The sequence below is a fragment of the Roseococcus sp. genome (assembly GCF_965227005.1).
Classification (GTDB): domain Bacteria; phylum Pseudomonadota; class Alphaproteobacteria; order Acetobacterales; family Acetobacteraceae; genus Roseococcus.
This window is the reverse complement of record NZ_CBDDFJ010000036.1, coordinates 292,281-315,642: the sequence shown is the minus strand read 5'-3', so window position 1 is coordinate 315,642 and position 23,362 is coordinate 292,281. Positions and strand designations below refer to the sequence as shown.

The window sequence follows — 23,362 nt, the reverse complement described above, 5'->3', positions numbered from 1 at the left end:
CCTGTAATTTCGGCGGACGCGAAGCCGGAGCTCGGACGGATTGGGTTCCAAGAAGGGCTTTGCCGGCGTAGGCTGTAAGGATCCTGCAAGGACACTATCTCATGACCCCTCCGCGCAATTCCAATGCCGCCCGCGATATCGCGAATCTGATGCATCCCATGACGGATGCCAGGGCTCACGAGAAGAACGGTCCGCTGGTGATCACCCGAGGTGAGGGCGTCCGCGTCTTCGACGACCAGGGCAATTCCTACATCGAGACGGTGGCCGGCCTCTGGTGCGCCTCGCTCGGCTTCGACAATGCGCGCCTGGTCGAGGCCGCCACGAAGCAGATGAAGCAGCTGCCCTTCTACCATGCCTTCACCGGCCGCAGCCACGAGCCGGCGATCGACCTCGCCGAGATGCTCATCGAGCGCGCCCCGGTTCCGATGAGCAAGGTGTTCTTCTGCAACTCGGGCTCCGAGGCGAACGACACCGCGATCAAGATGATCTGGTACTTCAACAACGCCGTCGGGCGTCCGGAGAAGAAGAAGATCATCGGCCGCCTGAAGGGCTACCACGGCATCACGGCCGCCGCCGCCTCGGTGACCGGCCTGCCGGCGAACCACAAGCTGTTCGACCTGCCCTTCCCCGGCTTCCTCCACACGATGACGCCGCACTTCTACCGTGAAGGCCTGCCCGGCGAGACCGAGGAGCAGTTCGCCACCCGCTGCGCCGAGACGCTCGATGCCATGATCATGGAGGAAGGCCCCGAGACGGTCGCCGCCTTCTTCGCCGAGCCCGTCATGGGCGCCGGCGGCGTGCTGGTTCCGCCCGCCACCTATTACGAGAAGATCCAGGCCGTGCTGAAGAAGCACGACGTGCTCTTCGTGGCCGACGAGGTCATCTGCGGCTTCGGCCGGACCGGCGAGTACTGGGGCTGCCAGTCCATGGGCATCCAGCCGGACATCCTGACCTGCGCCAAGGCGCTCAGCGCCTCCTTCCTGCCGATCTCGGCCGTCATGATCAACGACCGCGTCTACCAGGGCCTGGCGGACGGCTCGGCGACCATCGGCACCTTCGGCCATGGCTTCACCTATTCGGGCCATCCCGTGCCAGCCGCCGTCGCGGTCGAGACGCTGAAGATCTACGACGAGATGAAGATCGTCGAGCATGTGAAGAAGGTCGGCCCCGTGATGCAGGCCGGCCTGCGCAGCCGCTTCGCCGACCATCCGATGGTGGGCGAGGTGCGCGGCATCGGCCTCATCGCCGCGATCGAGCTGGTGGCGGACAAGGCCACCAAGAAGGCCTTCGACCCGGCGCAGAAGATCGGCCCGCGCTTCTCGAAGATCGCCGAGAGCCACGGACTCATCATGCGCGCCCTTCCGGGCGACGGCATCGCCTTCTCGCCCCCGCTGATCATCACGGAGGAAGAGATCGTCGACATGATGGACCGCTTCGGCAAGGCGCTGGACGAGCTCTCGGTGCAGCTGCGCCGCGAGAGCATCGCCGCGGTCTGATCCACCGCGGATGATCGCTCCGAACTGGGCGCTGGCGGCGGCCCTCGCCGTCGCGCCCTTCGCGGTGGTTCTGCAGAACCGGGTGATGGCGCCGATCGCGCTGGCCGGCATGGCGGGTTGCGTCGTGCTGGGCTGGCTGCGGGGATGGCGCCCCTCGGCCCTGCCACGGCTGGCCTGGCCCGCCGTGGCGCTGCTGGCCTGGATGGCCCTCTCCGCGCTCTGGGCGCCGGAGGCCGGCCGCGCGCTGGACGGCGCGGCCCGGCTTGGCATCTCGCTCGCCTTGGCCCTCCTGGCGGCGGATGCGCTGCGGCGCGAGCCGCCCTCCGCGCTGATCCCCCGAGCGGCCGCCATCGGCGTCGCGATCGGAATCGCGGCGGCGGCCTTCGACCATCTGAGCGGCAATCTCCTGCGCGGCACGGTGCGCGGGCTGCCGGCCTGGGATGTCACCCTCTCCTTCGGGCTCAAGAATGCCGGGGCCGTGCTGGCGCTGCTGCTGCCGCTCGCCGTCTTCGCGCCCAGCCTGCCGCTCTGGCCGCGCGTGGCGCTGGGCCTGATCGGCGGGGCGCTGGTGCTGATGCTGCCGGGCGATAGCGCCAAGCTCGCGGTGCTGGCCGGGCTCGGCGCCGGGCTCGCCGGGCAATTCGTGCTCCGGGCGACCCGCGCGGCACTCGCGGCCACCGCAATGGTGCTGGTGCTCGCGCTGCCCTGGGCGCTGGGCGCATTCCTGCCGCTGGATGCCGGCAGGCTGCCGCCCTCGGCCGCGCATCGCCTGCTGATCTGGGATTTCGTGTCCGATCGCGTCGCCGAACGCCCGCTGCTGGGCTGGGGCATGGAGGCGAGCCGCGCCGTTCCCGGCGGCACGGGCCATCCGGATGCGGCGATGCTGGCGGATTTCGGCCTGACCGCGCAATCGGCCTGGTTCGCCTCGGCGCAGCTCCTGCCGCTGCATCCGCACAATCTCGCCTTGCAGAGCTGGCTGGAGCTGGGCGCCGTCGGCGCGGCGCTGATGGCGATGCTGCTGGCGATGCTGGCCCTGAGTGCGACGGGCGGCGCGGCCTGCGGCGCCTATGCCGCGGGCCTGGTCATCGCCATGCTGAGCTACGGCGCCTGGCAATATTGGTGGGTGGCGGCGGTGCTTCTGGCGGCCGTCACCGTGACGCGGCTTCGGTCCGTCAGCGCTTCGTCATCGTGATCGAAAAGGGCGGCCGTCGTCCCGAATCATTCTGCTGAATCGTGCCCTCCAATGTGCCGGCCGCGGTATGGGTCATCTCGACCGGGAGGTTGTCCGACGTAAAGAAGCGCACGGTATTGCCACTGAGCCGGATCGTCATGGGATCACCCCGGCCCCATCGTCCGGTGGCCGTGCCGGCGGCCGCATCGACGGCCGAGACGCGCAGGACCCGGCGCGAATCGCTGCTCCGGCTGCCGACGAGTTCACCTTCCCAGGTGCCGATCAGCCAGTGCTGCTGTGCGTGAAGAGAACGCGACAGGAGCAGCGCCGGCGCGGCGAAGAACACGGTTCGTCTTTGCATTCCCTCAGCCTCCCATGGCCAGGCCGCCTTGGCCTGCCGGGGGCAAGAAGATGGGAGAGTTCGAACGGAAATCGCAATGAAATTTCATGCAAATCCGGGGTGAATTCCCGCGATCTGCAAGGGCACCGGCCGAGTTCCCCCGGCCGGCGAAGCGCCTCAGACCAGGCGCGCCTGCTTCACCGCCGCGCCCACGAAGCCCGCGAAGAGCGGGTGGGGCGAGAAGGGCTTGGACTTCAGTTCCGGATGGAACTGCACGCCGATGAACCAGGGATGGTCCGGATATTCGACGATCTCCGGCAGCAGCCCGTCGGGCGACATGCCCGAGAAGCGCAGCCCGGCCGTCTCCAGCCGCTCGCGATAGCCCACATTCACCTCGTAGCGGTGCCGGTGGCGCTCCTCGATCCGGGTCTTGCCATAGACCTTGCTGACCAGTGAATCCTCGGTCAGCACGGCCGGATAGGCGCCCAGGCGCATGGTGCCGCCCAAATCGCCGCCCTCCGAGCGCTTCTCGCGCTCATTGCCGCGGGTCCAGTCGGTCATGAGCCCGACCACGGGCTCGACGCAGGGGCCGAACTCGGTGCTTGAGGCACCGGGGATGTCGAGAAGGTTCCGCGAGGCCTCGATGACCGCCATCTGCATGCCGAAGCAAATGCCGAAGAAGGGGATCTTCCGCTCGCGGGCGAACTTCACGGCCTCGATCTTGCCGGCCGTCCCGCGCTCGCCGAAGCCGCCGGGAACCAGGATGCCATGGACGCCATCGAGCCGGCGGACGACCTCGCCCTCCTCCTTCTCGAAGATCTCGCTGTCCACCCAATCGAGCTTCACGCGCATGTTGTGCGCGATGCCGCCATGGGCGAGGGCCTCGTTCAGCGACTTATAGGCATCCAGCAGGCCGGTGTACTTGCCCACGACCGCGATGGTCACCTCGCCCTCGGGCGAGCTGATACGCTCCATGATGTTGTTCCAGCTGCCCATGTTCGGGTCGCCGTAGATGCTCAGGTTGAAGTGCCGCAGCACCTCGCGGTCCAGCCCCTCGCGGTGGTAGCTGGCGGGGACGGCATAGATGCTCTTCGCGTCGTAGGCGGGAATGACGTTCTCGGGCCGCACGTTGCAGAAGAGCGCGATTTTGCGGCGCTCGTTCTCCGGGATCTCCCGGTCGCAGCGGCAGAGCAGGATCTGCGGCTGGATGCCCATGCCCAGCAGTTCCTTCACGGAATGCTGCGTGGGCTTGGTCTTCAGCTCGCCGGCCGAGGGGATGTAGGGCACCAGCGTCAGGTGGATGAAGAGGCTGCGCGTCGGGCCGAGCTCGTTGGCGAGCTGGCGGACGGCCTCCAGGAAGGGCAGCGACTCGATGTCGCCGACCGTGCCGCCGATCTCGACCAGGATGAAGTCGTAGTCATCCGTGCCGGCGACGACCGCTTCCTTGATCGCATCGGTGATGTGGGGAATGACCTGGACGGTGGCGCCGAGGTAGTCCCCGCGCCGCTCCTTGGCGATCACCTCCGAATAGAGGCGTCCCGTCGTCCAGTTATCCGCTTTGTTGGCATGTACGCCGGTGAAGCGTTCGTAATGCCCGAGATCGAGGTCCGCTTCGGCCCCGTCATCGGTCACGAAGACCTCGCCATGCTGATACGGGGACATCGTCCCCGGATCTACGTTGAGATAAGGGTCCAGTTTGCGCAGGCGAACGCGATAGCCGCGCGCCTGCAAAAGGGCCCCGAGGGAAGCCGCTGCGATGCCCTTGCCAAGCGAGGAGACCACGCCGCCGGTGATGAATACGAACCGCGCCATGGGAGTTCGTCTTAGCGATAGGGGGGGTGACCGAACAACCCCCTATCGGCGCAACCCTGCCAAGGCGTTTGCCGGCTGACGGAATCGCTTGCCGATTCGCGACGGCCCGACCCGGGCCTCAGTTCGTCGGAACGGCCGGCAAGGCGGGAACGGCCGGGGCCGTGGCGGCCGGCGGGGCCGCATCCAGGATCGAGCGACCCTGCTGCGAGGCGCCGCGATGCAGCAGCGCCAGGGACAGGGCCATCACGAAGAAGATCGTGCCCAGGATGGCGGTGGTGCGCGTCAGGAGGTTCGCGGTGCCGCGCCCCCCCATGAAGTTGCCCATACCCTGGGACGAGCCGATGCCGAGGCCGCCTCCCTCGCTCCGCTGGACGAGGATGACCCCGATCAGCGCGAGAGTGACGATCAGGAAGATGATGAGGAGGATCGTGGACATGCTGGCCACCCTCTACCCCTTCGCCGCGCCCAAGGCCAGAGTGACCTTGCCAATGGGTTGACAGGGGAAACCGCCGGGAATGAACACGATCGAAGCCAGGCTCCGCGCCGCCGTCGAAGCAAGGCGGGTGCCCGGGGTGGTCGCCCTGGCCGCGACGCGCGACGGGACAGTGTTCGAGGGCGCCTATGGCGTGCGCGGCCTGGCCGACCCCTCGCCCATGACCGCAGACACGGTCTTCGCCCTGGCCTCCATGACGAAGGCGGTCACCTCCGTCGCGGCGATGCAGCTGGTGGAGGCGGGGCGGATCCGACTCGACGACCCCGCCTCGGTCGTGCTGCCCGAGATGGCCGACCCGCAGGTGCTCGAGGGCTTCGATACCGCCGGCCAGCCGATCCTGCGCCCGGCGCGCGGGGCGGTGACGCTGCGCCATCTGCTCACCCATACCGCGGGCTATGGCTATGATTCCTGGGACCCGGCCATCGACCGCTACATGGAGGTGGCCGGCCTCTCCCGCACGCGGCGCAGCGCACGGGGCCTGCCCCTGCTCTTCGATCCGGGGACGGCCTGGCGCTACGGCATCAACACCGATCTCGTGGGCCAGGTGGTGGAGGCGGTGTCCGGCCTGACGCTGGGCGAGTATTTCCGCGAGCGCATCCTGGGCCCGCTCGGCATGACCGATACGGGCTTCGCGGTACCGGCCGGGTGGCGGTCGCGACTCGCCGGGCGGCATCAGCGCGGGACGGACGGCACGCTCGCGCCCACGCCCTTCGACCCGCCGGAGACGCCCGAGGTCGAGGGCGGCGGCGGCGGACTTTTCGGCACGGGGCCGGATTATCTGCGCTTCGCCCGCATGCTCCTCCAGGGCGGCACGCTGGACGGCGTGCGGATCCTGGCGCCGGAAACGGTGGCCGAGATGGGCCGCAACCAGGTCGGCGGGATCGAGGTCGCGCCTTTGCCGGCGAGCCATTTCCCCGGCCGCTCCAACGTTGCGGATTTCTTCCCCGGCATCCCGACGCAATGGGGGCTGGGCTTCCTGCTCAACACGGCGGGGGTGCCGGGACGGCGCGCGGCGAACAGCCTCGCCTGGGGCGGGATCAACAACACCTATTACTGGATCGACCCGGCCTCGGGCGTCACGGGCGTGCTGCTCGCGCAGCTGATGCCCTTCGCCGATCCGGCGGTGCTGGAGCTCTTCGGGGAGTTCGAGGCGGGCGTCTACGCCGCGCTGTGAGGGGGCGCGTCAGCACCCCCTCGGTCGGAGCGGGCCGGAGCTACTCCGGCACCGCCCGCGCAATCGCCAGGAAGTCCGCCGCGACGAGGCTCGCGCCCCCGACCAGCGCGCCATCCACATGCTCCAGCGCGAAGATCCCCGCGGCATTGCCCGGCTTCACCGAGCCGCCATAGAGCAGCCGCGTGGTGCGCGCCGCCGGGCCGAAGCTCTCGACCAGCGCATGCCGCATGGTCGCGTGGATGGCCGCCACCTCCTCCTCGGTCGGCGTGCGGCCGGTGCCGATGGCCCAGACCGGCTCATAGGCCACGATCCCGCCGGCCGTGATGAAGCCATAGGGGATGGAGCCCGCGAGCTGCTCGGTCACCACCGCCTCGGCCCGGCCGGCCAGCCGCTCGGCCTCGGTCTCGCCCACGCAGACCACGGGGATGAGGCCGGCGGCCAGCGCCGCCTCGGTCTTGGCCATCACCGAAGCATCGGTCTCGGCATGATTCTGCCGGCGCTCGGAATGGCCGAGGATCACATGCGTGGCCCCCGTGTCGCGCACCATGGCGGCGCTCACATCGCCGGTATGGGCGCCCTTGCCCGCCGCGTGGCAGTCCTGCGCGCCGACCGCGACGCGGCTGCCGAGCGCCACCACCGCGACCGGATGGAGGTGGACGAAGGGCGGGCAGACCAGCAGGTCCACGCCATCCACCCCCTCGCGCAGCCCTTCGGCGAGGCGCACCGCCTCGCGCAGGTTGCCGTGCATCTTCCAATTGCCCGCGATCAGCGGACGAATTCCCGGCGTCATCGGCCCGATCCTTTTCTGTCCGCCGATCAAGCATTCCACGTGGCCGTTTGGCAACCGCCCGCCAAAGGGCTATGCGCGGAAGATGATCACCTGGATGCGCCGCCTCGCCGGAACCTGGTTCGCGAAGGCTCTCTTCATTGTCCTGATTCTGTCCTTCGGGGCATGGGGAATCGAGGACACATTGCGCAACCTCGGGCGCGACACGACCATCGCGCGCGTCGGCAGCGAGAAGATCGACGTCGAGGAGGCGCAGGACGCCGCCCGGCGCGAGCTGCAGCGCGTCCAGCGTCAGCTTCAGGGCCGCATCGAGATCAACGCGGCCATCCGCCGCGCCGTCGCCGGGCAGGCCGTGGAGACCCTGGTGCTCGACCGCGTGGTCCGGCTGGAGGGCGCGCGCATGGGCCTCGCCGCGCCCGACGACGCGGTGCGCGACTATATCTTCCAGATCCCGGCCTTCCAGGGCCCCGACAACCGCTTCTCCCGCCTGATGTTCGACGGCTTCCTGCGCAACAACGACCTGACCGAGGCCCGCTTCCTGGCCCTGCTGCGCGCCGATCTCGCCCGCCAGCAGCTGGCCGGCGCCGTCCGCGCCGGCGCTGCCACGCCCGAGGTCCTGGCCGATCGCCTGCTGTCATGGAACCTGCAGCAGCGCACGGCGAGCCTGGTGGAGCTGCCCTTCTCCTCCGCGCCGGAGCCCGAGGCGCCCAGCCAGGCCCAGCTCGAACGCTTCCACGAGAACAATGCCAGCCGCTTCTCCACCCCCGAATACCGCGACGTGGCCGTGGCGACGCTGAACGCCGCGCGGATCATGGGCGAGGTCGAGGTCAGCGACCGCGACGTCGAGGACGGCTACGCCGCCAATCACGCCCGCTTCGAGACGCCCGAGAAGCGCCAGGTCTTCCAGGTCGTGATGCAGGACCAGGCGGCCGCCGAGGCGATTGCCGAGCGCTGGCGCGCCGACGCCGACTGGGCGGGCATCGAGGCCGCGGCCCAGGCGGCCGGCGGACTGGCCTCCACCCTGCCGCTCAGCACCCGCGCCGAACTGCCGCTGCCCGAGCTGGCCGAGGCCGTCTTCGCCCTGGCGCCCGGGACCGTCTCCGCGCCGGTGCAGAGCGCCTTCGGCTGGCATGTGATGAAGCTCGGCCAGGTCGAGGCCGGCCACACGCAGACCTTGGACGAGGTGCGCGACCAGCTGCGCCAGGAGATTGCCTCCGAGCGCGCGGCCGACATGGCCTTCGAGCGCGTGGGCCAGATCGAGGACGCCCTGGCCGGCGGCGCCACCCTCACCGAGGCCGCGCAGCGTTTCTCGCTCGGCTTCTTCGACGGCAAGATCGACGCCAATGGCCGCACCCCCGAGGGCACGGAGGCCGCGCTGCCCGTCGCCGCCGCCGCGAAGGCCGCGGCGCTGCGCGCCATCTTCAGCGCCGAGCGTGGCGCTGCGCCGCGCATGCAGGAGGGCGAGTGGGGCTTCATGGCCGTCGAGCTGCGCGACATCCAGGCCCCCGCGCTGCGCCCGCTGGACACGATCCGCGAGCAGGTGACGGCCGCCTATCTCGCCGATGCCCGCCGCCGCCACCAGGAGGAGGTCGCGGCCGCGCTGCTGGCCGCCACGCGCGCCGGCAAGACCCTGGCCGAGGCCGCGACCGAGGCGGGCCTGACCGCCGAGGAGCTCGGTCCCTTCGGCCGCGAGGCCGGCGGCGCCAATCCCATGCCGCGCGATCTGCTGGCCCCCGTCTTCGAGCTGCGCGGCACCGACGCCACCATGGTGCAGCGGCCGCAATCCTTCGCGGTGGTGCAGCTGCTCTCGATCGCCGCGCCCGACCTCGCCGGCCAGGCCGAGGCGTTGACCACCCTGCGCAGCGAGACGACGCAGGCCATCGCCGAGGACCTCGAGGCCCAGTTCCAGGCCGCGCTCCGCGCGCGGGCCAATGTGCGCATCAACCCGGCCCTGCTCGACCAGATCGCCGGCGGGGAATGACATGACGTCACCGGATTTTGCGAGTTTTCGCGCCGCCCTGGAATCGGGTCAGTCGCAGCTTCTCTGGCGTGAGCGCGTGGCCGATCTGGAAACCCCGGTCGGCACCTTCCTCAAGCTCGCCGACGGCAAGCCGCATGCCTTCCTGCTGGAAAGCGTCGAGGGCGGGGCAGCGCGCGGCCGCCATTCCGCCATCGGCCTCGCGCCCGACCTGATCTGGCGCTGCCGCGACGGCATCGCCGAGTGCAATTCGCACGCGCTCTCCGCGCCGCATGCCTTCGTGCCCGAGGAGCTGCCACCGCTCCAGGCGCTGGCCAGGCGCATCGAGGCCATCCGCATGCCACTGCCGGCCGGCCTTCCGCCCATCGCGGCGGGGCTCTTCGGCTATCTCGGCTATGACATGGTGCGCCAGATGGAGCGCCTGCCGGACACCAATCCGGACGTGCTGGGCATTCCCGACGGCGTGATGATCCGCCCGACCATCGTCGCCGTCTTCGACCATGTGCGCGACGCGCTGACCCTCATCACCCCGGTCTGGGCCGAGAAGGCGCAGGATGCCGAGACGGCCTGGGCGCTCGCCCAGTCGCGGCTCGACGAGGCCGAGGCGGCGCTGGCGCGTCCCCTGCCCCGCCCCGCGCCCCCGGCCCGCCTGCCGCCGACCCAGGCGCCGACCTCCAACTTCACGCCCGAGGGCTACATGGCGGCGGTGGAGCGGGCGCGCGAATACATCCGCGCCGGCGACGCCTTCCAGATCGTCCCGAGCCAGCGCTTCTCCACGCCCTTCGCCCTGCCGCCCTTCGCGCTCTACCGCGCGCTGCGGCGGATCAACCCCGCGCCCTATCTCTTCTTCTTCGACTTCGGCAGCTTCGCCACCGTCGGCGCCTCGCCCGAGATCCTGGTCTCGGCGAAGGACGGCGAGGTGACGATCCGTCCCCTCGCCGGCACGCGCCGCCGTGGCGCGACGCCCGAGGAGGACGCGGCGCTGGAGGTCGAGCTGCTGGCCGATCCCAAGGAGCGGGCCGAGCACCTCATGCTCCTCGACCTCGGCCGCAACGATGTGGGCCGCGTGGCCGCCATCGGCACGGTGAAGGTGACGGCGCAGTTCCGCATCGAGCGCTACAGCCAGGTGATGCACATCGCCTCCGAGGTCCGCGGCCAGATGCGCCCGGGCCTCACGGCGCTGGACGCGCTGCAGGCGGGCTTCCCGGCCGGCACGCTCTCAGGCGCGCCCAAGGTCCGCGCGATGGAGATCATCGAGGAGCTGGAGCCCTCGCGGCGCGGGCTCTATGCGGGCGGCGTCGGCTATTTCGGCGTGGACGGGAATATGGACGTCTGCATCGCGCTGCGGACCGCCCTGGTGAAGGAAGGCACGCTGCATGTGCAGGCCGGCGCCGGCGTCGTCGCCGACAGCGATGCGCGCGCCGAGCACGAGGAGTGCATCCAGAAGGCCAAGGCGCTCTTCCGCGCGGCCGACGAGGCCGTGCGCTTCGCGGCGGGCGATCGCTGATCGCCTGACGGCGCGCCTCAACGCAAGGGCAGCTGCGACACCGAGCAGCTGTCCTGCCGCCACCAGGCGCGGCTGGTTCCATCGACGAACCGGGCGCGGATATCCACGTCGCAGGTCAGTCCCTGCGGCAAATGCACGTCCAGCGTCCCGCCGGGCCCCATCGCCTTGCCTTCCAGCCGATCCTCCCCCCAGCTGCGGTCGCTCGCGAGCGCGGCCTCGATCCGCTGGATCGCCCGCCCCGTCTCATTGACCAGCCGCACATCCGGATTGGCGGGGATCAGCTGACCCTGGGGCGTCAGCATCAGCATGTCGACCGCGCAGGTGTCGAGGTCCCGGATCTCGCTCGGCGGCGCGCCCTGGCCGAATTCGACGCGGACGGAGACATGGCAGCCGGCCCCGTGCGGGAAGATCAGGCGGAAGCGCTCGCCGGCCTGGAGCAGATGGGTGCCGAGGCGATCCGGCCCCAGGAGCGTTTCATGGGCGAGCGAGGCGCGCAGTTCCCGCACCGGGCGGCCGGCGAAATTCACCAGCGTGAAGTTGGGGTCTTGCGCGGCGACCGCGAGTGCCGGGGGGGCCGGGGCCTCCGCATCGCGGTCGGTGAAGACGAAATCGCCCCGCACCGGCGAGACGGCCAGCCAGGGCTCCTGCCCGCCATTCGTGCGGTCGATCGCGCGCCGCGACGCCTCGTTGAACATCTGCATGAGCTCCAGGCCCGGGACGCGCATCGCCTCCACGAGCGCCTCCGTATAGGGGCTGTTGCGAAGGGCCGGATCGTGCTGCAAGGCGGTCCCCGGCTGATTCGCGAAGGCGACGATCGTTCCGCGCGGCGCGCGCATCGGGGACAGGCCGGCGCGGTTGCGCTCGCAGGCGTCCAGCACGACGAGGGACAGCCGGGGCTGCGCCGCCTCGAGCTCCCGCATCACCTCGCCGACATCGACGAAGCCGGATTCCAGATCGGCCGGGCGCGCGACCGGGCCGCTGTCACGCGCCGCCAGCCAGTTGTTGCCGTCATGCTGCTGGGCCTGGCCGGAAAAGTAGAAGACGGCGATGTCGGCCCCCCTCGCCAGGCGGCCGAATTCCTCGATCGCCGCCTCGAAGCCGCGCTTGTCCGCATCGACGACCGGCCCGCCGCTCACCAGGGTGAAGCCCGACGCGGCCAGGGTTCGCGCCATGAGCCGCGCGTTGCTGACCACGGTCGAAAGCCGTGCCGGATGGGCATGGGCGCCGTTGCCCACGACGAGCGCGACGCGGCGGGCGATGGTCTCGGACGGCGCCGCTGCCTGCGACGAAGGCTGGGCCCTTGCCGCGCCGCCCCAGAGCATCAGGGCGGCCGCGAGCAGGATGAATCGGCGCATCTCGTCTCCCCGGCGTCTTTGTCTCGGCCCGGCGAAACGCTAGGCTTCGCGCGGAGCTCATGTCCAGTCATCCACGGCGGGCGACGCATCGGGCCCCACCACGGGAGGACGCCCTTGCTCAAGCTTTACGGCACGCCGAAGAGCCGCAATTTCCGCTGCATCTGGGCAGCCGAGGAGTCCGGCCTGGCCTATGAGATCGTGCCCGTGGGCTTCGGCGCACCGGTGAAGTCGGCCACGCATCTCAAGCTCAATCCCAACGGCAAGATCCCGGCGATGGAGGATGGCGAGCTGGTGCTCTTCGAGAGCCTCGCGATCAACCTGCACATCGCATCGAAGGTGGGCGCGCCGCTCTCCCCCTCGGGCGACGACTACAGCCGCGTGCTGCAATGGACGCTCTGGGCCGCGACGGAGGTCGAGCCCTCGGCCGGCCAATGGGCCTACAACGCATACATCCGCCCGCAGGAGGATCGCGATCCCGGCCAGGCCGCGGCCGGCGCCGCGGGCGTGACGGCGCGGCTGGACGTGCTGGAGGGGCAGCTGACCGAGGCCTATATGGTGGGGCCGGAATTCACCATCGCGGACTGCAACCTGGCCTCGGTGCTCTACGGCGCGTGGAGCAACAAGTTCGACTTCGGGGCGCATACGCGGGTGAAGGCCTGGCTGGAGCGCTGCTTCAACCGCCCGGCGGCGCTGGCCGCGCGCAAGCTGCGCGATGCGGCCTAGGCCGGGGATGCGGCGCGCATGAGCCAGGCCCTCATCGACTGCGCCCGTCGCATGGACGCGCTGGGCTTCATGCCCAGCAAATCCGGCAACGTGTCGCTGCGCACCGAGGCCGGTTTCCGCATCACGCCCTCCGGCCTGCCCTATGCCGCGCTGACCGAGGCGGATCTGGTCGAAGTGGCGCTCGACGGCGCGGTGATCGCGGGTCATCGCCGCCCCTCCTCCGAGTGGCGGCTGCATGCCGCGATCTATGCCGCGCGGCCAGAGGCCAAGGCGCTGGTGCACACGCACAGCCCGCGCGCGACGGCGCTCTCCTGCGCGCGGCGGCGCCTGCCGCCCTTCCACTACATGATCGCGCTGGCGGGTGGGGACGACATCGCCTGTTCGGGCTACGCCACCTTCGGCACGCAGGAGCTGGCCGAGGCCGCGGTGGTCGCGATGGCCGGGCGGCGCGCCTGCCTGCTCGCCAATCACGGCGTGGTCGCGATCGGCTCGGGACTGCCCGCGGCCGAGACGCTGGCGCGCGAGGTCGAGAATCTCGCGGCCGAATATCTGGACCTGCTGCAGGCCGGGCTGGAGCCCGTGCTGCTGACGGCGGAGGAAATGGTCGCCGTCACGGCCCAGTTCGGGGGATACGGGCGGCTCAGCTGAGCCGCCCGCCGGCCTGGCCTCAGGCCAGTTCCATGTTCCAGAAGACCAGCATCTGGTCGGCCACCACGCCGGTCAGGTTGCGGCGATGGCCGGTCACGACCTTGTAGCCGCCGAGAGGGATGGTGAAGGCCTCCTCGTTCGACAGCCGCTGCAGCTGCGCCGCGATCTCCTGCTGCTTGGCCGCATCCGTCTCGAAGGAGAAGGCGTCGCGCAACCGGTCCATCTCCGGGCTGTCCGCCCAGCCGACATAGCCACGCGGGCCACGGCCATCGAGGTTGAGGTTCACCAGCGGGTTCATCAGGTCGAGATTGGTCCAGATGCCCCAGGCGATGCTCCACCCGCCCTCGGAGACCGGCACGTTGCGGTTGCGCCGGGCGAGCAGGCTGTTCCAGTCCATCGTGTCGACCTGCACATTCATGCCGATCGAGCGGAGAAGCTGCTCGGCCATCGGCGCCAACGCGCTGCCCGAGGGCAGGTCGGCCGGGTGCAGGATGACGACCTTCTCGTTGGCATAGCCGCTCTCGCGCAGGAGCTGGCGCGCGCGCTCGATATTGGCGCCGGGCCCGCCGATGTTCTGCGCCAGATAGGGCGACTCGCAGCTGAGCACCGAGAGGCAGCGCGTGGCCAGTGTGGCGTCGCCGATCTGGGCGTCGAGGAAGTCCTGCTGGTTCACGGCCATCATGACCGCCTGGCGCACCTTGCGGTTATTGAAGGGCGCCTGGGCGCTGTTGAGGCGCATGAGCAGGAAGTTGCCCAGGCCGCGCGGCTTCAGCACCACGTCGCGGTTACGGCGCATCAGGCTCATCAGATCCGAGGGGACGTTCTCCATCACATGGACCTCGCCCGAGAGCAGCGCATTGGCGCCCGTCTGGGCATCGCTGATCTCCAGCCATTCCACACGGTCCACCTTCGCGACCTTGCCGCCCGCCAGGCCCGAGGCCGGCTCGCTGCGCGGCACGTAGCCCGCGAACTTCTCGTAGACCACGCGGTCGCCCGAGCGGTACTCGTCGGCCTTGAAGCGGAAGGGCCCCGAGCCGATCACCTCGGAGATGCGCTCGTCGGCGGGGATCTCGGCGATGCGCCGGGGCATGATGAAGGGAACCGGGCCGCCCGGCTTTCCGATCGTCTCCAGCACGAGACCGTAGGGGCGCTTGAGCACGAGGCGAAAGCGCGTGTCGTCCACCGGCTCCAGCCGGTCGAGGACGGCGCGCAGGCGGTTGCCCATGGCGTCGCGCGGCATCCAGCGGGTGAGCGAGGCGATGACGTCGGCGCTCGTGACGGGCGCGTCGTCATGGAACTTCAGCCCGGGGCGCAGGCGGAACTCATAGGTCAGGCGGTCGTCCGAGACGCTCCAGTCCTGCACCATCTGCGGCTGCGGCCGGTTCTGCGCGTCCATGGCGAAGAGGGTGTCGTAGACCAGATAGCCGTGGTTGCGCGTGATATAGGCCGTGGTGGCATAGGGATCGCGCACGCCGAGGGTCGCGTGCATCACCGCCTTCACCGTCTTGCGCGGCTGGGCATGCAGGGCCGGCGCGGCCAGCGCCGTGGCCAGGAATCCACTGCCCTGGAGGAGATGGCGGCGGGTGTTGTTCATGAGGTGACTTCCTTGGAAAGCTTCAGGTGCGGGCCCGGCGCGGATCCGGCCAGAAGGACGTGCCCTTCCGCGCCAGGCCGCCGCCGAGGCCCATGGGAACGCCGTCGGCGCGCCAGCAGGACGCCCCGGTCATGCGCGCGCCCTCGAAGAGAATGGCGCCCATGCCACCGGCGACATGGTCCGTCGCGGTCACAGGATGCCCCTTTGCGAGCAGCGCCGCATGCACGGTCGCGGGGAAGCCGCGCTCGACCTCGGCATCAGGGCCATGGGTGAAGACGCGCGGCGCCTCGACGGCCTCCTGCAGGCTCATCCCATGCTCGACGAGGTTGAGCACGAACTGGAACACGGCCGAGGGGATGCGATGCGCGCCCGGCAGGCCCACCGCGAAATAGGGCGCGCCGTCCTTCAGGCCGATCATCGCCGAGATGCCACTGGTGATCCGCTTGCCCGGCAGCAGCGAGAGCGCGTGGCCGGGATGCGGATCGAAGAGATACATGTAGTTGTTGGGGATGATGCCCGTGCCCGCGATCATGATGCGCGCGCCGAAGAGCGAGTTGATCGTCTGCGTCGAGGTGACGATGTTCCCCAGCTTGTCGGCGATGGTCACATGCGTGGTGTTGGCCGATTCATTGCTCAGGATGCGCGAGCCGAATTCCTGCGCGCGCGTCGTGTCGATCTCGGGCCGCCGCTCCTCGCCATAGGCCTTGGAGATGAGGCGCGCGACGGGCACGTCCACGAAGGCGGGATCGGCGGTGGCGGCGCGGCGGTCGGCGGCGGCGATCTTCAGCGCCTCCAGCACGAGATGCAGCGTGGCCTCGCTGCCGAAGCCCGAGGCGCGGAGGTCGAAGCCCTCCATCAGGTTGAGCATCTGGATCACATGCACGCCGCCCGAGCAGGGCGGCGGCGGGCCGACGAGTTCCACGCCGCGATAGGTGCCGCGCACGGGCTGCCGCGTCTCGGTGCGATAGGCGGCGAGGTCGCCCAGCGCCATGGTCGATCCGCGCCCGCGCAGCTCGTCGACGATCGTCTGGCCGAGCGGGCCGCCATAGACATGGGCCGGGCCGTGCGTCGCGATGGCGCGCAGCGTCGCGGCATAGTCCGGCATGGTCAGCCACGCGCCTTCCGCCAGCGGCCTGCCGCCGGGCAGGAACATCGCGGCCAGGCCGGGGTCGTTCGCGAGGTCGGGCGCCGTCTCGGCGATGCAGGAGGCGAGATAATGCGTCACGCGGAAGCCGCGCGCGGCGTGGCGGATGGCGGGCTCCATCACCGCTTCCAGCGGCATGGTGCCGTAGTGCTCCAGCGCCTCGCACCAAGCCTTGAGCGTGCCCGGCACGGCCACGGACGATGCGCCGACCTGATTGGCGCGGCCCTCGGTCTGCATGTAGTCGGGCCAGGTGTCCGCGATGGGGCGGTACATGTCCGGCGTGGCGGCGGCGGGCGCGGTGGAGAGCCCGTCCAGCGCGACAATGGTGCCGTCCGCGAGGCGGATCATTGCCACACCGCCGCCGAAGAAGCCGACCATCATCGGCTCGACGACGGTCAGTGTGAACAGCGCGGCGACGGTCGCGTCGATGGCATTGCCGCCGGCGGCCATCATCTCGGCCGCCGCCGCGGAAGCGAGCGGATGGTTGGTGACGGCCATGCCGCCCTCGGCGGTGACGGGCGCCTTCTCGGGCGTGAAGGTGGTTCCCGCGCGCTGGCGCCAATCAGTCATGAGGCATCGCTCTCGAACATGTCCGGCGAGTCATTATCAGGCTTGAAGCCGAAGCTCAAAGACGCCGACCGGCCGGTTCCCGAGACGGCGCCCCACCCCTCCGGTGAGGCGCCTGCCGCGATCGCCTGGCCTCAGTAGCCCTCGCCCAGCAGCGGGAAGGCGCTGTGCACGTGCGGCATGGTCACCGGCGGCGCGCCGAGATGCACGTGGCTGCGATTGAGCTCGGCGAAGCTGTTCACCCCCGTGAGGCCGAGCGCCTTGGTCGTCTCGTCCTCCAGGATCTCGAACATCGTGCGCATGCCTGCGGCACCATCCGCGGCGAGGGCGTAGAGATAGAGCCGTCCCAGCCCGACCCAGTCGGCGCCGAGCGCGATCGCCTTCACGAGATCCGTGCCGCGGGTGAAGCTGCCATCCACCATGATCTTCGCGCGGCCGGCCACGGCCTCCACGATCTCGGGCAGGATGTCGAGCGAGCCGCGCCCGCCGTCGAGCTGCCGCCCGCCATGGTTGGAGCAATAGACCACGTCCACGCCATGATCGCAGGCGATCGCCGCGTCCTCGCCCGTGCCGATGCCCTTCAGGATCAGCGGGATCTTGTACTTGTCCTTGAAGCGCTTCACCTCGCGCCAGGAGAGCGCGGCCTGGTGGTCCATGCCGGTATTGGCGGCGCGCCAGGTCTTGATGAAGCGCTTGGAGATGTCGCGCTCGCGGCGGCTGTAATGGGCGGTGTCGACCGTCAGGCAGAAGGCGTCATAGCCGGCGGCGATGGCGCGCTCGACGATCCCGTCCACCCATTCGTCGCCACCGCGGACGTAGAGCTGGAAGATCTTGGGGCCGGTCGCGGCTTCGGCGCAGGCCTCCAGGCCCGGCTGGCTCACGCTCGACAGCATGTAGGGCACGCCGAAGGCGCCCGCGCCCTTGGCCACGCTCGCGCCGCCGCCGGCCTCGAAGCTCTCCAGCGAGCCGACCGGCGCGCAGAAGACCGGCAGGCGGATCTTGTGGCCGAAGAAGTCCACGCTGGCATCGACCTTGGAGACATCGTTCAGCACGCGCGGGCGCAGCGCGACGGTGTCGATCGCCATGCGGTTGCGGCGCAGCGTGGTCTCGGTCTCGGTCGCGCCGACCAGGTAGTCCCAGATGTTCGGGCTGAGCTTGTTCTTCGCCGCCTTCACGAACTCGTGCAGGACCAGGAACCGGCCCTCGTTGTCACTGACCATGATGTCTCTCTCCCATTCGTCGGACGGAACGCTAGGACGTTTCGCCGGAGGCGTGAACATGCCCGGCCGACGCGACTTGGGTTCCGGCGCGGCGCGCGGAGCGGATAGAATGCATGCGCCGCGATTCGGATCGATCTGACGGATCGCCGCGAGGGGAAGGTGGCCAAATGCGTCCGAAATCGGAAACCCGCCGTGGACGGCTGCTGGTGCTCGGCCTCCTGGCGCCGATGCTGTCGGGTTGCGGCTCGCTGCTCGGCGTGGGCACGGAGACGGGGGCGGGTGTGGCGGGCGCGGCGATCGCAACGGCCGCGACCAGCAATGCGACGGTGGCGGCCGGCATCGGCCTTGGCGTGGCGGCCGGCGCGCGCGCCGGCCTGCAATACGCGCAGCGCCGGGTGCATCGCAACGCGCAGAACGCCGTGGCGGCGGCGGCCGGCGGCCTCGCGCCCGGCCAGGTCGGCTCCTGGGTCGTGCGCCACAGCATCCCCATCGAGCCCAGCGAGCAGGGCGAGGTGGTCGTCACGCGCGTCCTGGGCAACGACGTCTTCGCCTGCCGCGAAATCATTTTTTCGGTCGACAAGGTCGAGGACCGCCAGCCGGTCCGCAGCTTCTACACGGCCATGATCTGCCGCGACGCCACGCGCTGGCGCTGGGCCAGCGCCGAGCCCGCAACGGAGCGCTGGGGATCGCTGCAATGAGGCGCCTGGCGGCGCTGCTCCTGCTGCCCGGGCTGCTCGGCGGCTGCGATGCCGTGCGGGCCGCGCCGCAGATCGCGGGGGCGGGCGCGGCCATCATCAGCGGCGCGGGCACGGCCAATCCGGGCGTGGGAGTGGCGATCGGCCTCGGCGTCACGGCGGCGGCCGACTACGCGGTCAAATACTTCGGTCGCTCGCGCCAGAATGCCGTGCAGGACGCCATCGCCACCGCCGCCGGCCCGCTGGCGCCGGGCGCGCGCGCGCCCTGGGAGATCCGCCACAGCATCCCCATCGGCAATGAGCGGGGCGAGGTGCACATGGTCCGCGCCATCGACAATCCGCTGGCGCCCTGCCGGGAGATCGTCTTCTCGGTCGTGGACGGCGAAGGCGAGGCGCTGACGCGCGACTGGTTCGCGGCGCAGATCTGCCGCCAGGGCGAGCGCTGGCGCTGGGCCAGCGCGGAGCCCGCCGTGGAACGCTGGGGCGCGCTGCAATAGCGAGCCCTCGCCCCCTCGCCTGAATTCGCATTGCGCGCGAGACTGCAGGCCATCTGAGGGGAAATTCCATATGAAGACCGTCACTGAACGCCGCCTGCGCGCCCGCGCCGTCCTGGAGGGCCAGGCCTGCGTCCATCCGGCCTCCGTGCACGACCCGCTCTCCGCGCGCATCGCCGAGGAGCTGGGCTTCGAGCTGGGGATGTTCGCCGGATCCACCGCCTCGCTCGCCATCCTCGGCGCGCCCGACCACATCCTCATCACCCTCACGGAATTCGCCGAGCAATGCCGCCGCATCACGCGCGCGGGCTCGCTGCCGCTGGCGGTGGATGCGGATCATGGCTACGGCAATGCGCTCAATGTCTGGCGCACGGTCGAGGAGCTGGAGGTGGCCGGCATCGCCGCCATGTCCATCGAGGACACCGAGCTTCCCCGCCCCTACGGCGCAGCCAAGCCGCGGCTGATCTCCATCGAGGAGGGCGTGGGCAAGATGCGCGCGGCGGTGGCCGCCCGCGTCGACCGTTCGCTGTGCATTCTCGCGCGAACCGGCGCGATGAGCATGACCTCGCGGGACGACTGCCTCGCCCGCATCCGCGCCTATAACGACACGGGCACGGACGGCCTCTTCCTCACCGGCGTCACCACGCGCGAGGAGCTGGACGCGGCGGCCGAGGTGGCGAAGCAGCCCCTCATCCTGGGCACGCTCACGCCCGCCATCGCCGATCGCGACTACCTCGCCAGCCGCGGCGTGCGCATCGCGCTGCAAGGCCACGCGCCGAGCCAGGCGGCCGCCCAGGCGATCCATGCGACGCTGAAGGCGCTGCGCGACGGCGTCTCGCCCTCCGCCCTCACCGGCCTGCCGGAGAAGGGCGCGATGGCCCGCTGGACGCGCGAGGAGCCCTACTCCGAGGCGATGAAAGCCTATCTGGACTGATCAGCCGACGACGACGCCGTTGCCGCCCTGCCGCCGCGCCGCGGCCAGGGCGGCATCGGCCCGCTCCAGCAGATCACCCAGGCTCTCCCCCGGCAGGGCCATGCTCAGCCCGATGCTGCAGGTGACGGGCATCGGCCCGGCCGGCGTGGCGAAGGGCTGGGCCTGCACGTTGCGGCACAGCCGCTCGGCCAGCCCCCGCGCCTCGACCAGCCGGATGCCCGGCATGCAGATGCCGAATTCCTCGCCGCCGAGCCGCCCCAGCCCGTCGCTGCGCCGCACGCCACCCGAGAGGACATCGGCGAAGGCCAGCAGCACCGCATCGCCGACGGGCCGGTCCACGGCCTCGTTGATCTGGCGGAAGCCGTCGATGCCGAGATAGGCGAAGCAGAGCTGCCCGGCGGCGTCGCGCGCGAGGTGGCGCTGCACCTCCGCCACCAGCGCGCGCCGGTTGGGCAGGCCGGTCAGCATATCGCGACTGGCTTCCGCGCCGGCCGTGTCGACCCATTCGATGTCGGGCTGGGTCGGGCGCTGGAAGGCGACGAACTGCTCGACCCGGCCATCCGGCCCCAGCAGCGGGGTGATGCGCAGCTCCACCCAATAGGGCGTGCCGTCGCGTCTCTGGTTGATCAGCTTCCATTGCCCGCCCTCTCCCCGCCGCAGGGCCGAGGAAATGGTGCGCAGCGTGATGCGGTCGGTCGTGGAGGCCTGCAGCACGCGCGGGCTGCGGCCCATCACCTCCTCCGGCGCATAGCCCGTCAGCCGGGTGAAGGCGGGATTCACGTAGAGGATGGTCGGGCCCGGCACCGCGAGATCGCCATCGGTCAGGATCACCGCATGCTGAAGGCTGTCCACGATCGCGCGGAAATCCGGCTGGACGGCGGTGCGGTCGGACGAACTGGCGGCACGCCGCAACGCGTCTTCAGGGGGCGGACGATCAGTCATGAGGGCTCAATGCAGGGCGAAGACGGCCATATCGGAGCGCGCGGGTTCCTGCCAGCTCCAATCGGCGGCCGGCCGGGCAAGGCTGTCCGCCAGGAGCGACGCGGCCATGGGCTCGAAATGGGTGCCCGCGCAGGCCTCGACCTCACGCAGCGCCTCGTCGCCGCCGAGCGGGGCGCGATAGGCCCGGCCGGGATCGGTCATGGCGTCGAAGGCATCGGCGACGGCCACCGCCCGCACGACCCAGGGCTGATCCTGCGCGGGCAGCCCCGTCGGGTAGCCGCCACCCGACCAGCGCTCGTGATGGCCGCGGGCGACGGCGGCGATGGCCTCGGGGAAGCCCAGGCGCAGCAGCAGCTTCGCCCCCAGCGCCGAATGGGCGCAGACAACCGCCCGCTGTTCGGGCGTGAGCAGCGCCTGCGACATCAGGAGGTCTCGCGGAACGAAGAGTTTGCCCACGTCATGCAGCAGGCTGCCGAGCAGCGCGGTCTCCGCATCGCCCATCAGCGCCGGCGCCTTGCGCCACATGCCCATGACGATCGCGGCCACGCGGGCGGAATGCAGGGCGCTTTCGGGGTGGTGCCGGCGCAGCCGCGCCATCAGCCGACGCGCCCGCATCTCCAGGGCCAGGCCCACGCGTTGGCCGAAGTCGTCCACCACCAGGCCCCCGAAGGAGCCGAAGCCATCCACCGCCTCCGCCGTATCATGCCCTCGAGGGGCGGGAACGGTCTGGCCCGGGCACTCGCTTGGCATCACCAGTTCCGTCCTCGCCTCAGTATCTCTCAGCAAAACACTAGGCGGCTCTCGTGCGGAAGTGGTGCGGTGACCTGTGCATTCCTGTGGTGCCCCGCCTATGTTGCGCCCAAGGGCCGCGCATTGCCCCTGCGAAGGAGGCCGCAGCCAGTCATGGCCCTGCCGGAAGGATGTCTCGAACGCCGGAAAAGCTTCGATTTGTGGTGAAACGTCGATCAATTGAAGATCGCGTTGAATTCTTCATCCACATACCGACACAAAGAATTCTTGATCTATTCATTCCAATTGAAACCCGACAATTTGTCGACATTCAGTAATCATCAGCTTTTCAGCACTACAACTCACCATCGTTCTTACGTGGCGCAGCACAACCCTGGGTAGTAACTCCTGAGTGTCATCAGGACGAAAAATTCACCCCATGACCGCGCAAGTCGTTCATCGCGATGTTCTCGTCCCTCCCTCGCGCCGCGCCCTTCTGGTCGCCACGGCGGCGGCAGGCCTTCTGCCCGCGGCCATGCCCGCCTCGGCCCAGACCGGCGGCAGCGCCGCCCGGATCGAGTGGGAGCACTTCAAGGCCCGCTTCGTCAGCCGCGAGGGCCGCGTCATCGACAACATGAACGGCCATATCTCGCATTCGGAGGGCCAGGGCTTCGCAATGCTCCTCGCCGTCCGATTCGACGACCAGGACAGCTTCTGCCGCATCTACGACTGGACGCACGCCAACCTCTCGCGCCCCTCCGACAGCCTGCATGCCTGGTGCTTCCGCCCCGGCGAGCCCGGCGGGCGCCCCGGCGACCGCAACAACGCCACCGACGGCGACCTCATGATCGCCTGGGCCCTCACCGAGGCGGCCGACAAATGGGACCAGCCGGTCCTGCGCAGCTTCGCCGCCGCCATCGCGCGCGACATCCTCGCCCTGATGGTCGTGCGGATCGGCGATCGTCCCCACCTGCTCCCCGGCTGCCAGGGTTTCCTCGACGCGACGACGCTGACCACCAATCCCAGCTACTACATCTACCCCGCCTTCCGGGCCCTGCGCGTGGTCGCGCCCTCGCCGGTCTGGGGCCAGCTGGAGGCGACCGGCCTGCGCCTCGCCCGCACCGCGCGCTTCGGCCGCTTCGGCCTCGTCGCCGATTGGGTCGCGCTGGCCCGCAGCGGCGCCGGCCTGCCGGGCATTGCCCCCAACCAGCCCGCGCGCTTCTCCTATGACGCCTGCCGCGTGCCGCTCTACATGGTCTGGGGCGGCTTCGGCTCCGAGCCCATGGTCGAGGCGGCCGCGCGCTTCTGGCACGATCCCTCCCTGCGCGAGATGCCGGCCTGGACCGACCTGCGCACCGGCATGGTCTCCCATTACGCCGCCGATCCCGGCATCGCCGCGATCGCCCGCCTGGCCGCGATCGGTTGCGGGCAGCGCCGCCTCACCCGTGCGACGGACGAGGCCATCCGCCCCGACGCCTATTATGCGAGCGTGCTGCGTCTTCTCGCCCGCGTCGCGATGGGCGACAGCCAGGGCAGCATGGTCATCGCCGCGCGCTGAA

General features: G+C 70.2%; 21 protein-coding genes. 11 read left to right on the top strand and 10 right to left on the bottom strand.

From position 1 onward, the window contains the following. Nucleotides 1-101: 101 nt before the first annotated feature. Together ACO057_RS18865 and ACO057_RS18860 are read left to right on the top strand one after the other, a co-directional pair. Nucleotides 102-1,496: an aspartate aminotransferase family protein gene (locus ACO057_RS18865; protein ID WP_421994322.1), complete on the top strand. Its 1,395-nt coding sequence runs from the start codon at nucleotides 102-104 to the stop codon at nucleotides 1,494-1,496. Between the two features lie 10 nt (nucleotides 1,497-1,506). Beyond that, a complete protein-coding gene (locus tag ACO057_RS18860; RefSeq protein ID WP_421994320.1) occupies nucleotides 1,507-2,688 on the top strand; it encodes an O-antigen ligase family protein in 1,182 nt (393 codons plus the stop codon). Here ACO057_RS18860 and ACO057_RS18855 read toward each other — a convergent pair. The 3 genes from ACO057_RS18855 to secG all read right to left on the bottom strand — a co-directional run bounded on the left by ACO057_RS18855 (nucleotide 2,669) and on the right by secG (nucleotide 5,255). Further along, entirely contained in the window at nucleotides 2,669-3,028 is a 360-nt protein-coding gene (locus tag ACO057_RS18855; protein WP_421994318.1) for a hypothetical protein, read from the bottom strand. The genes ACO057_RS18860 and ACO057_RS18855 overlap by 20 nt on opposite strands. 156 nt (nucleotides 3,029-3,184) lie before the next feature. Beyond that, a complete protein-coding gene (locus ACO057_RS18850) occupies nucleotides 3,185-4,819 on the bottom strand; it encodes a CTP synthase (RefSeq protein WP_421994316.1) in 1,635 nt (544 codons plus the stop codon). Nucleotides 4,820-4,937: 118 nt separating this feature from the next. Further along, nucleotides 4,938-5,255 carry a preprotein translocase subunit SecG gene (gene secG, locus ACO057_RS18845; protein WP_421994314.1) on the bottom strand — a complete coding sequence of 106 codons (318 nt, stop codon included), beginning with the start codon at nucleotides 5,253-5,255 and terminating at the stop codon, nucleotides 4,938-4,940. Between the two features lie 79 nt (nucleotides 5,256-5,334). Between secG and ACO057_RS18840 the strand changes: the two genes are divergently transcribed. Next, nucleotides 5,335-6,486, top strand: a complete 1,152-nt coding sequence (locus ACO057_RS18840) for a serine hydrolase domain-containing protein (RefSeq protein ID WP_421994312.1) — start codon at nucleotides 5,335-5,337, stop codon at nucleotides 6,484-6,486. Nucleotides 6,487-6,526: 40 nt separating this feature from the next. Here the strand turns inward: ACO057_RS18840 and tpiA are convergent, their stop codons facing one another. After that, nucleotides 6,527-7,264: a triose-phosphate isomerase gene (gene tpiA, locus ACO057_RS18835; RefSeq protein ID WP_421994643.1), complete on the bottom strand. Its 738-nt coding sequence runs from the start codon at nucleotides 7,262-7,264 to the stop codon at nucleotides 6,527-6,529. Between the two features lie 106 nt (nucleotides 7,265-7,370). On the opposite strand from tpiA, the gene ACO057_RS18830 reads away from it, so the two are divergent. Beyond that, nucleotides 7,371-9,254, top strand: coding sequence for a peptidyl-prolyl cis-trans isomerase (locus tag ACO057_RS18830; protein WP_421994310.1), 1,884 nt, complete (start codon nucleotides 7,371-7,373; stop codon nucleotides 9,252-9,254). Nucleotide 9,255: 1 nt separating this feature from the next. After that, nucleotides 9,256-10,758 (top strand): anthranilate synthase component I, encoded by a 1,503-nt coding sequence (trpE, locus tag ACO057_RS18825; RefSeq protein ID WP_421994308.1) that lies wholly within the window; start codon nucleotides 9,256-9,258, stop codon nucleotides 10,756-10,758. 17 nt (nucleotides 10,759-10,775) lie between these two features. On the opposite strand, the gene ACO057_RS18820 is transcribed toward trpE, so the two are convergent. Next, nucleotides 10,776-12,113 (bottom strand): caspase family protein, encoded by a 1,338-nt coding sequence (locus ACO057_RS18820; protein ID WP_421994306.1) that lies wholly within the window; start codon nucleotides 12,111-12,113, stop codon nucleotides 10,776-10,778. Nucleotides 12,114-12,227: 114 nt separating this feature from the next. Between ACO057_RS18820 and ACO057_RS18815 the strand changes: the two genes are divergently transcribed. Beyond that, nucleotides 12,228-12,836, top strand: coding sequence for a glutathione S-transferase family protein (locus ACO057_RS18815; protein ID WP_421994304.1), 609 nt, complete (start codon nucleotides 12,228-12,230; stop codon nucleotides 12,834-12,836). Nucleotides 12,837-12,854: 18 nt separating this feature from the next. Next, nucleotides 12,855-13,484, top strand: coding sequence for a class II aldolase/adducin family protein (locus ACO057_RS18810; protein WP_421994302.1), 630 nt, complete (start codon nucleotides 12,855-12,857; stop codon nucleotides 13,482-13,484). Between the two features lie 19 nt (nucleotides 13,485-13,503). Here the strand turns inward: ACO057_RS18810 and ACO057_RS18805 are convergent, their stop codons facing one another. The 3 genes from ACO057_RS18805 to ACO057_RS18795 all read right to left on the bottom strand — a co-directional run bounded on the left by ACO057_RS18805 (nucleotide 13,504) and on the right by ACO057_RS18795 (nucleotide 18,009). After that, on the bottom strand, nucleotides 13,504-15,078 hold the full coding sequence (locus ACO057_RS18805) for an ABC transporter substrate-binding protein (RefSeq protein WP_421994300.1): 1,575 nt from the start codon (nucleotides 15,076-15,078) through the stop codon (nucleotides 13,504-13,506). Between the two features lie 22 nt (nucleotides 15,079-15,100). Next, nucleotides 15,101-16,792 carry a gamma-glutamyltransferase gene (gene ggt, locus ACO057_RS18800; protein WP_421994298.1) on the bottom strand — a complete coding sequence of 564 codons (1,692 nt, stop codon included), beginning with the start codon at nucleotides 16,790-16,792 and terminating at the stop codon, nucleotides 15,101-15,103. Nucleotides 16,793-16,923: 131 nt separating this feature from the next. Further along, nucleotides 16,924-18,009, bottom strand: coding sequence for an alpha-hydroxy acid oxidase (locus ACO057_RS18795; RefSeq protein WP_421994296.1), 1,086 nt, complete (start codon nucleotides 18,007-18,009; stop codon nucleotides 16,924-16,926). 167 nt (nucleotides 18,010-18,176) lie between these two features. Between ACO057_RS18795 and ACO057_RS18790 the strand changes: the two genes are divergently transcribed. From ACO057_RS18790 to ACO057_RS18780, 3 genes are all read left to right on the top strand, one after another. Then, nucleotides 18,177-18,707 carry a hypothetical protein gene (locus ACO057_RS18790; RefSeq protein WP_421994294.1) on the top strand — a complete coding sequence of 177 codons (531 nt, stop codon included), beginning with the start codon at nucleotides 18,177-18,179 and terminating at the stop codon, nucleotides 18,705-18,707. Continuing rightward, nucleotides 18,704-19,201: a hypothetical protein gene (locus ACO057_RS18785; RefSeq protein WP_421994292.1), complete on the top strand. Its 498-nt coding sequence runs from the start codon at nucleotides 18,704-18,706 to the stop codon at nucleotides 19,199-19,201. The genes ACO057_RS18790 and ACO057_RS18785 overlap by 4 nt, the downstream gene beginning before the upstream one ends. Nucleotides 19,202-19,271: 70 nt before the next feature. After that, nucleotides 19,272-20,132 carry an isocitrate lyase/PEP mutase family protein gene (locus tag ACO057_RS18780; protein WP_421994290.1) on the top strand — a complete coding sequence of 287 codons (861 nt, stop codon included), beginning with the start codon at nucleotides 19,272-19,274 and terminating at the stop codon, nucleotides 20,130-20,132. Here the strand turns inward: ACO057_RS18780 and ACO057_RS18775 are convergent, their stop codons facing one another. Continuing rightward, nucleotides 20,133-21,074: a sensor domain-containing diguanylate cyclase gene (locus ACO057_RS18775; protein ID WP_421994288.1), complete on the bottom strand. Its 942-nt coding sequence runs from the start codon at nucleotides 21,072-21,074 to the stop codon at nucleotides 20,133-20,135. Between the two features lie 6 nt (nucleotides 21,075-21,080). After that, nucleotides 21,081-21,824: an HD-GYP domain-containing protein gene (locus tag ACO057_RS18770; RefSeq protein ID WP_421994286.1), complete on the bottom strand. Its 744-nt coding sequence runs from the start codon at nucleotides 21,822-21,824 to the stop codon at nucleotides 21,081-21,083. A gap of 418 nt (nucleotides 21,825-22,242) precedes the next feature. Here ACO057_RS18770 and ACO057_RS18765 point away from each other — a divergent pair, with 418 nt between their 5' ends. After that, on the top strand, nucleotides 22,243-23,361 hold the full coding sequence (locus tag ACO057_RS18765) for a glycosyl hydrolase family 8 (RefSeq protein ID WP_421994284.1): 1,119 nt from the start codon (nucleotides 22,243-22,245) through the stop codon (nucleotides 23,359-23,361). Nucleotide 23,362: the final 1 nt, after the last annotated feature.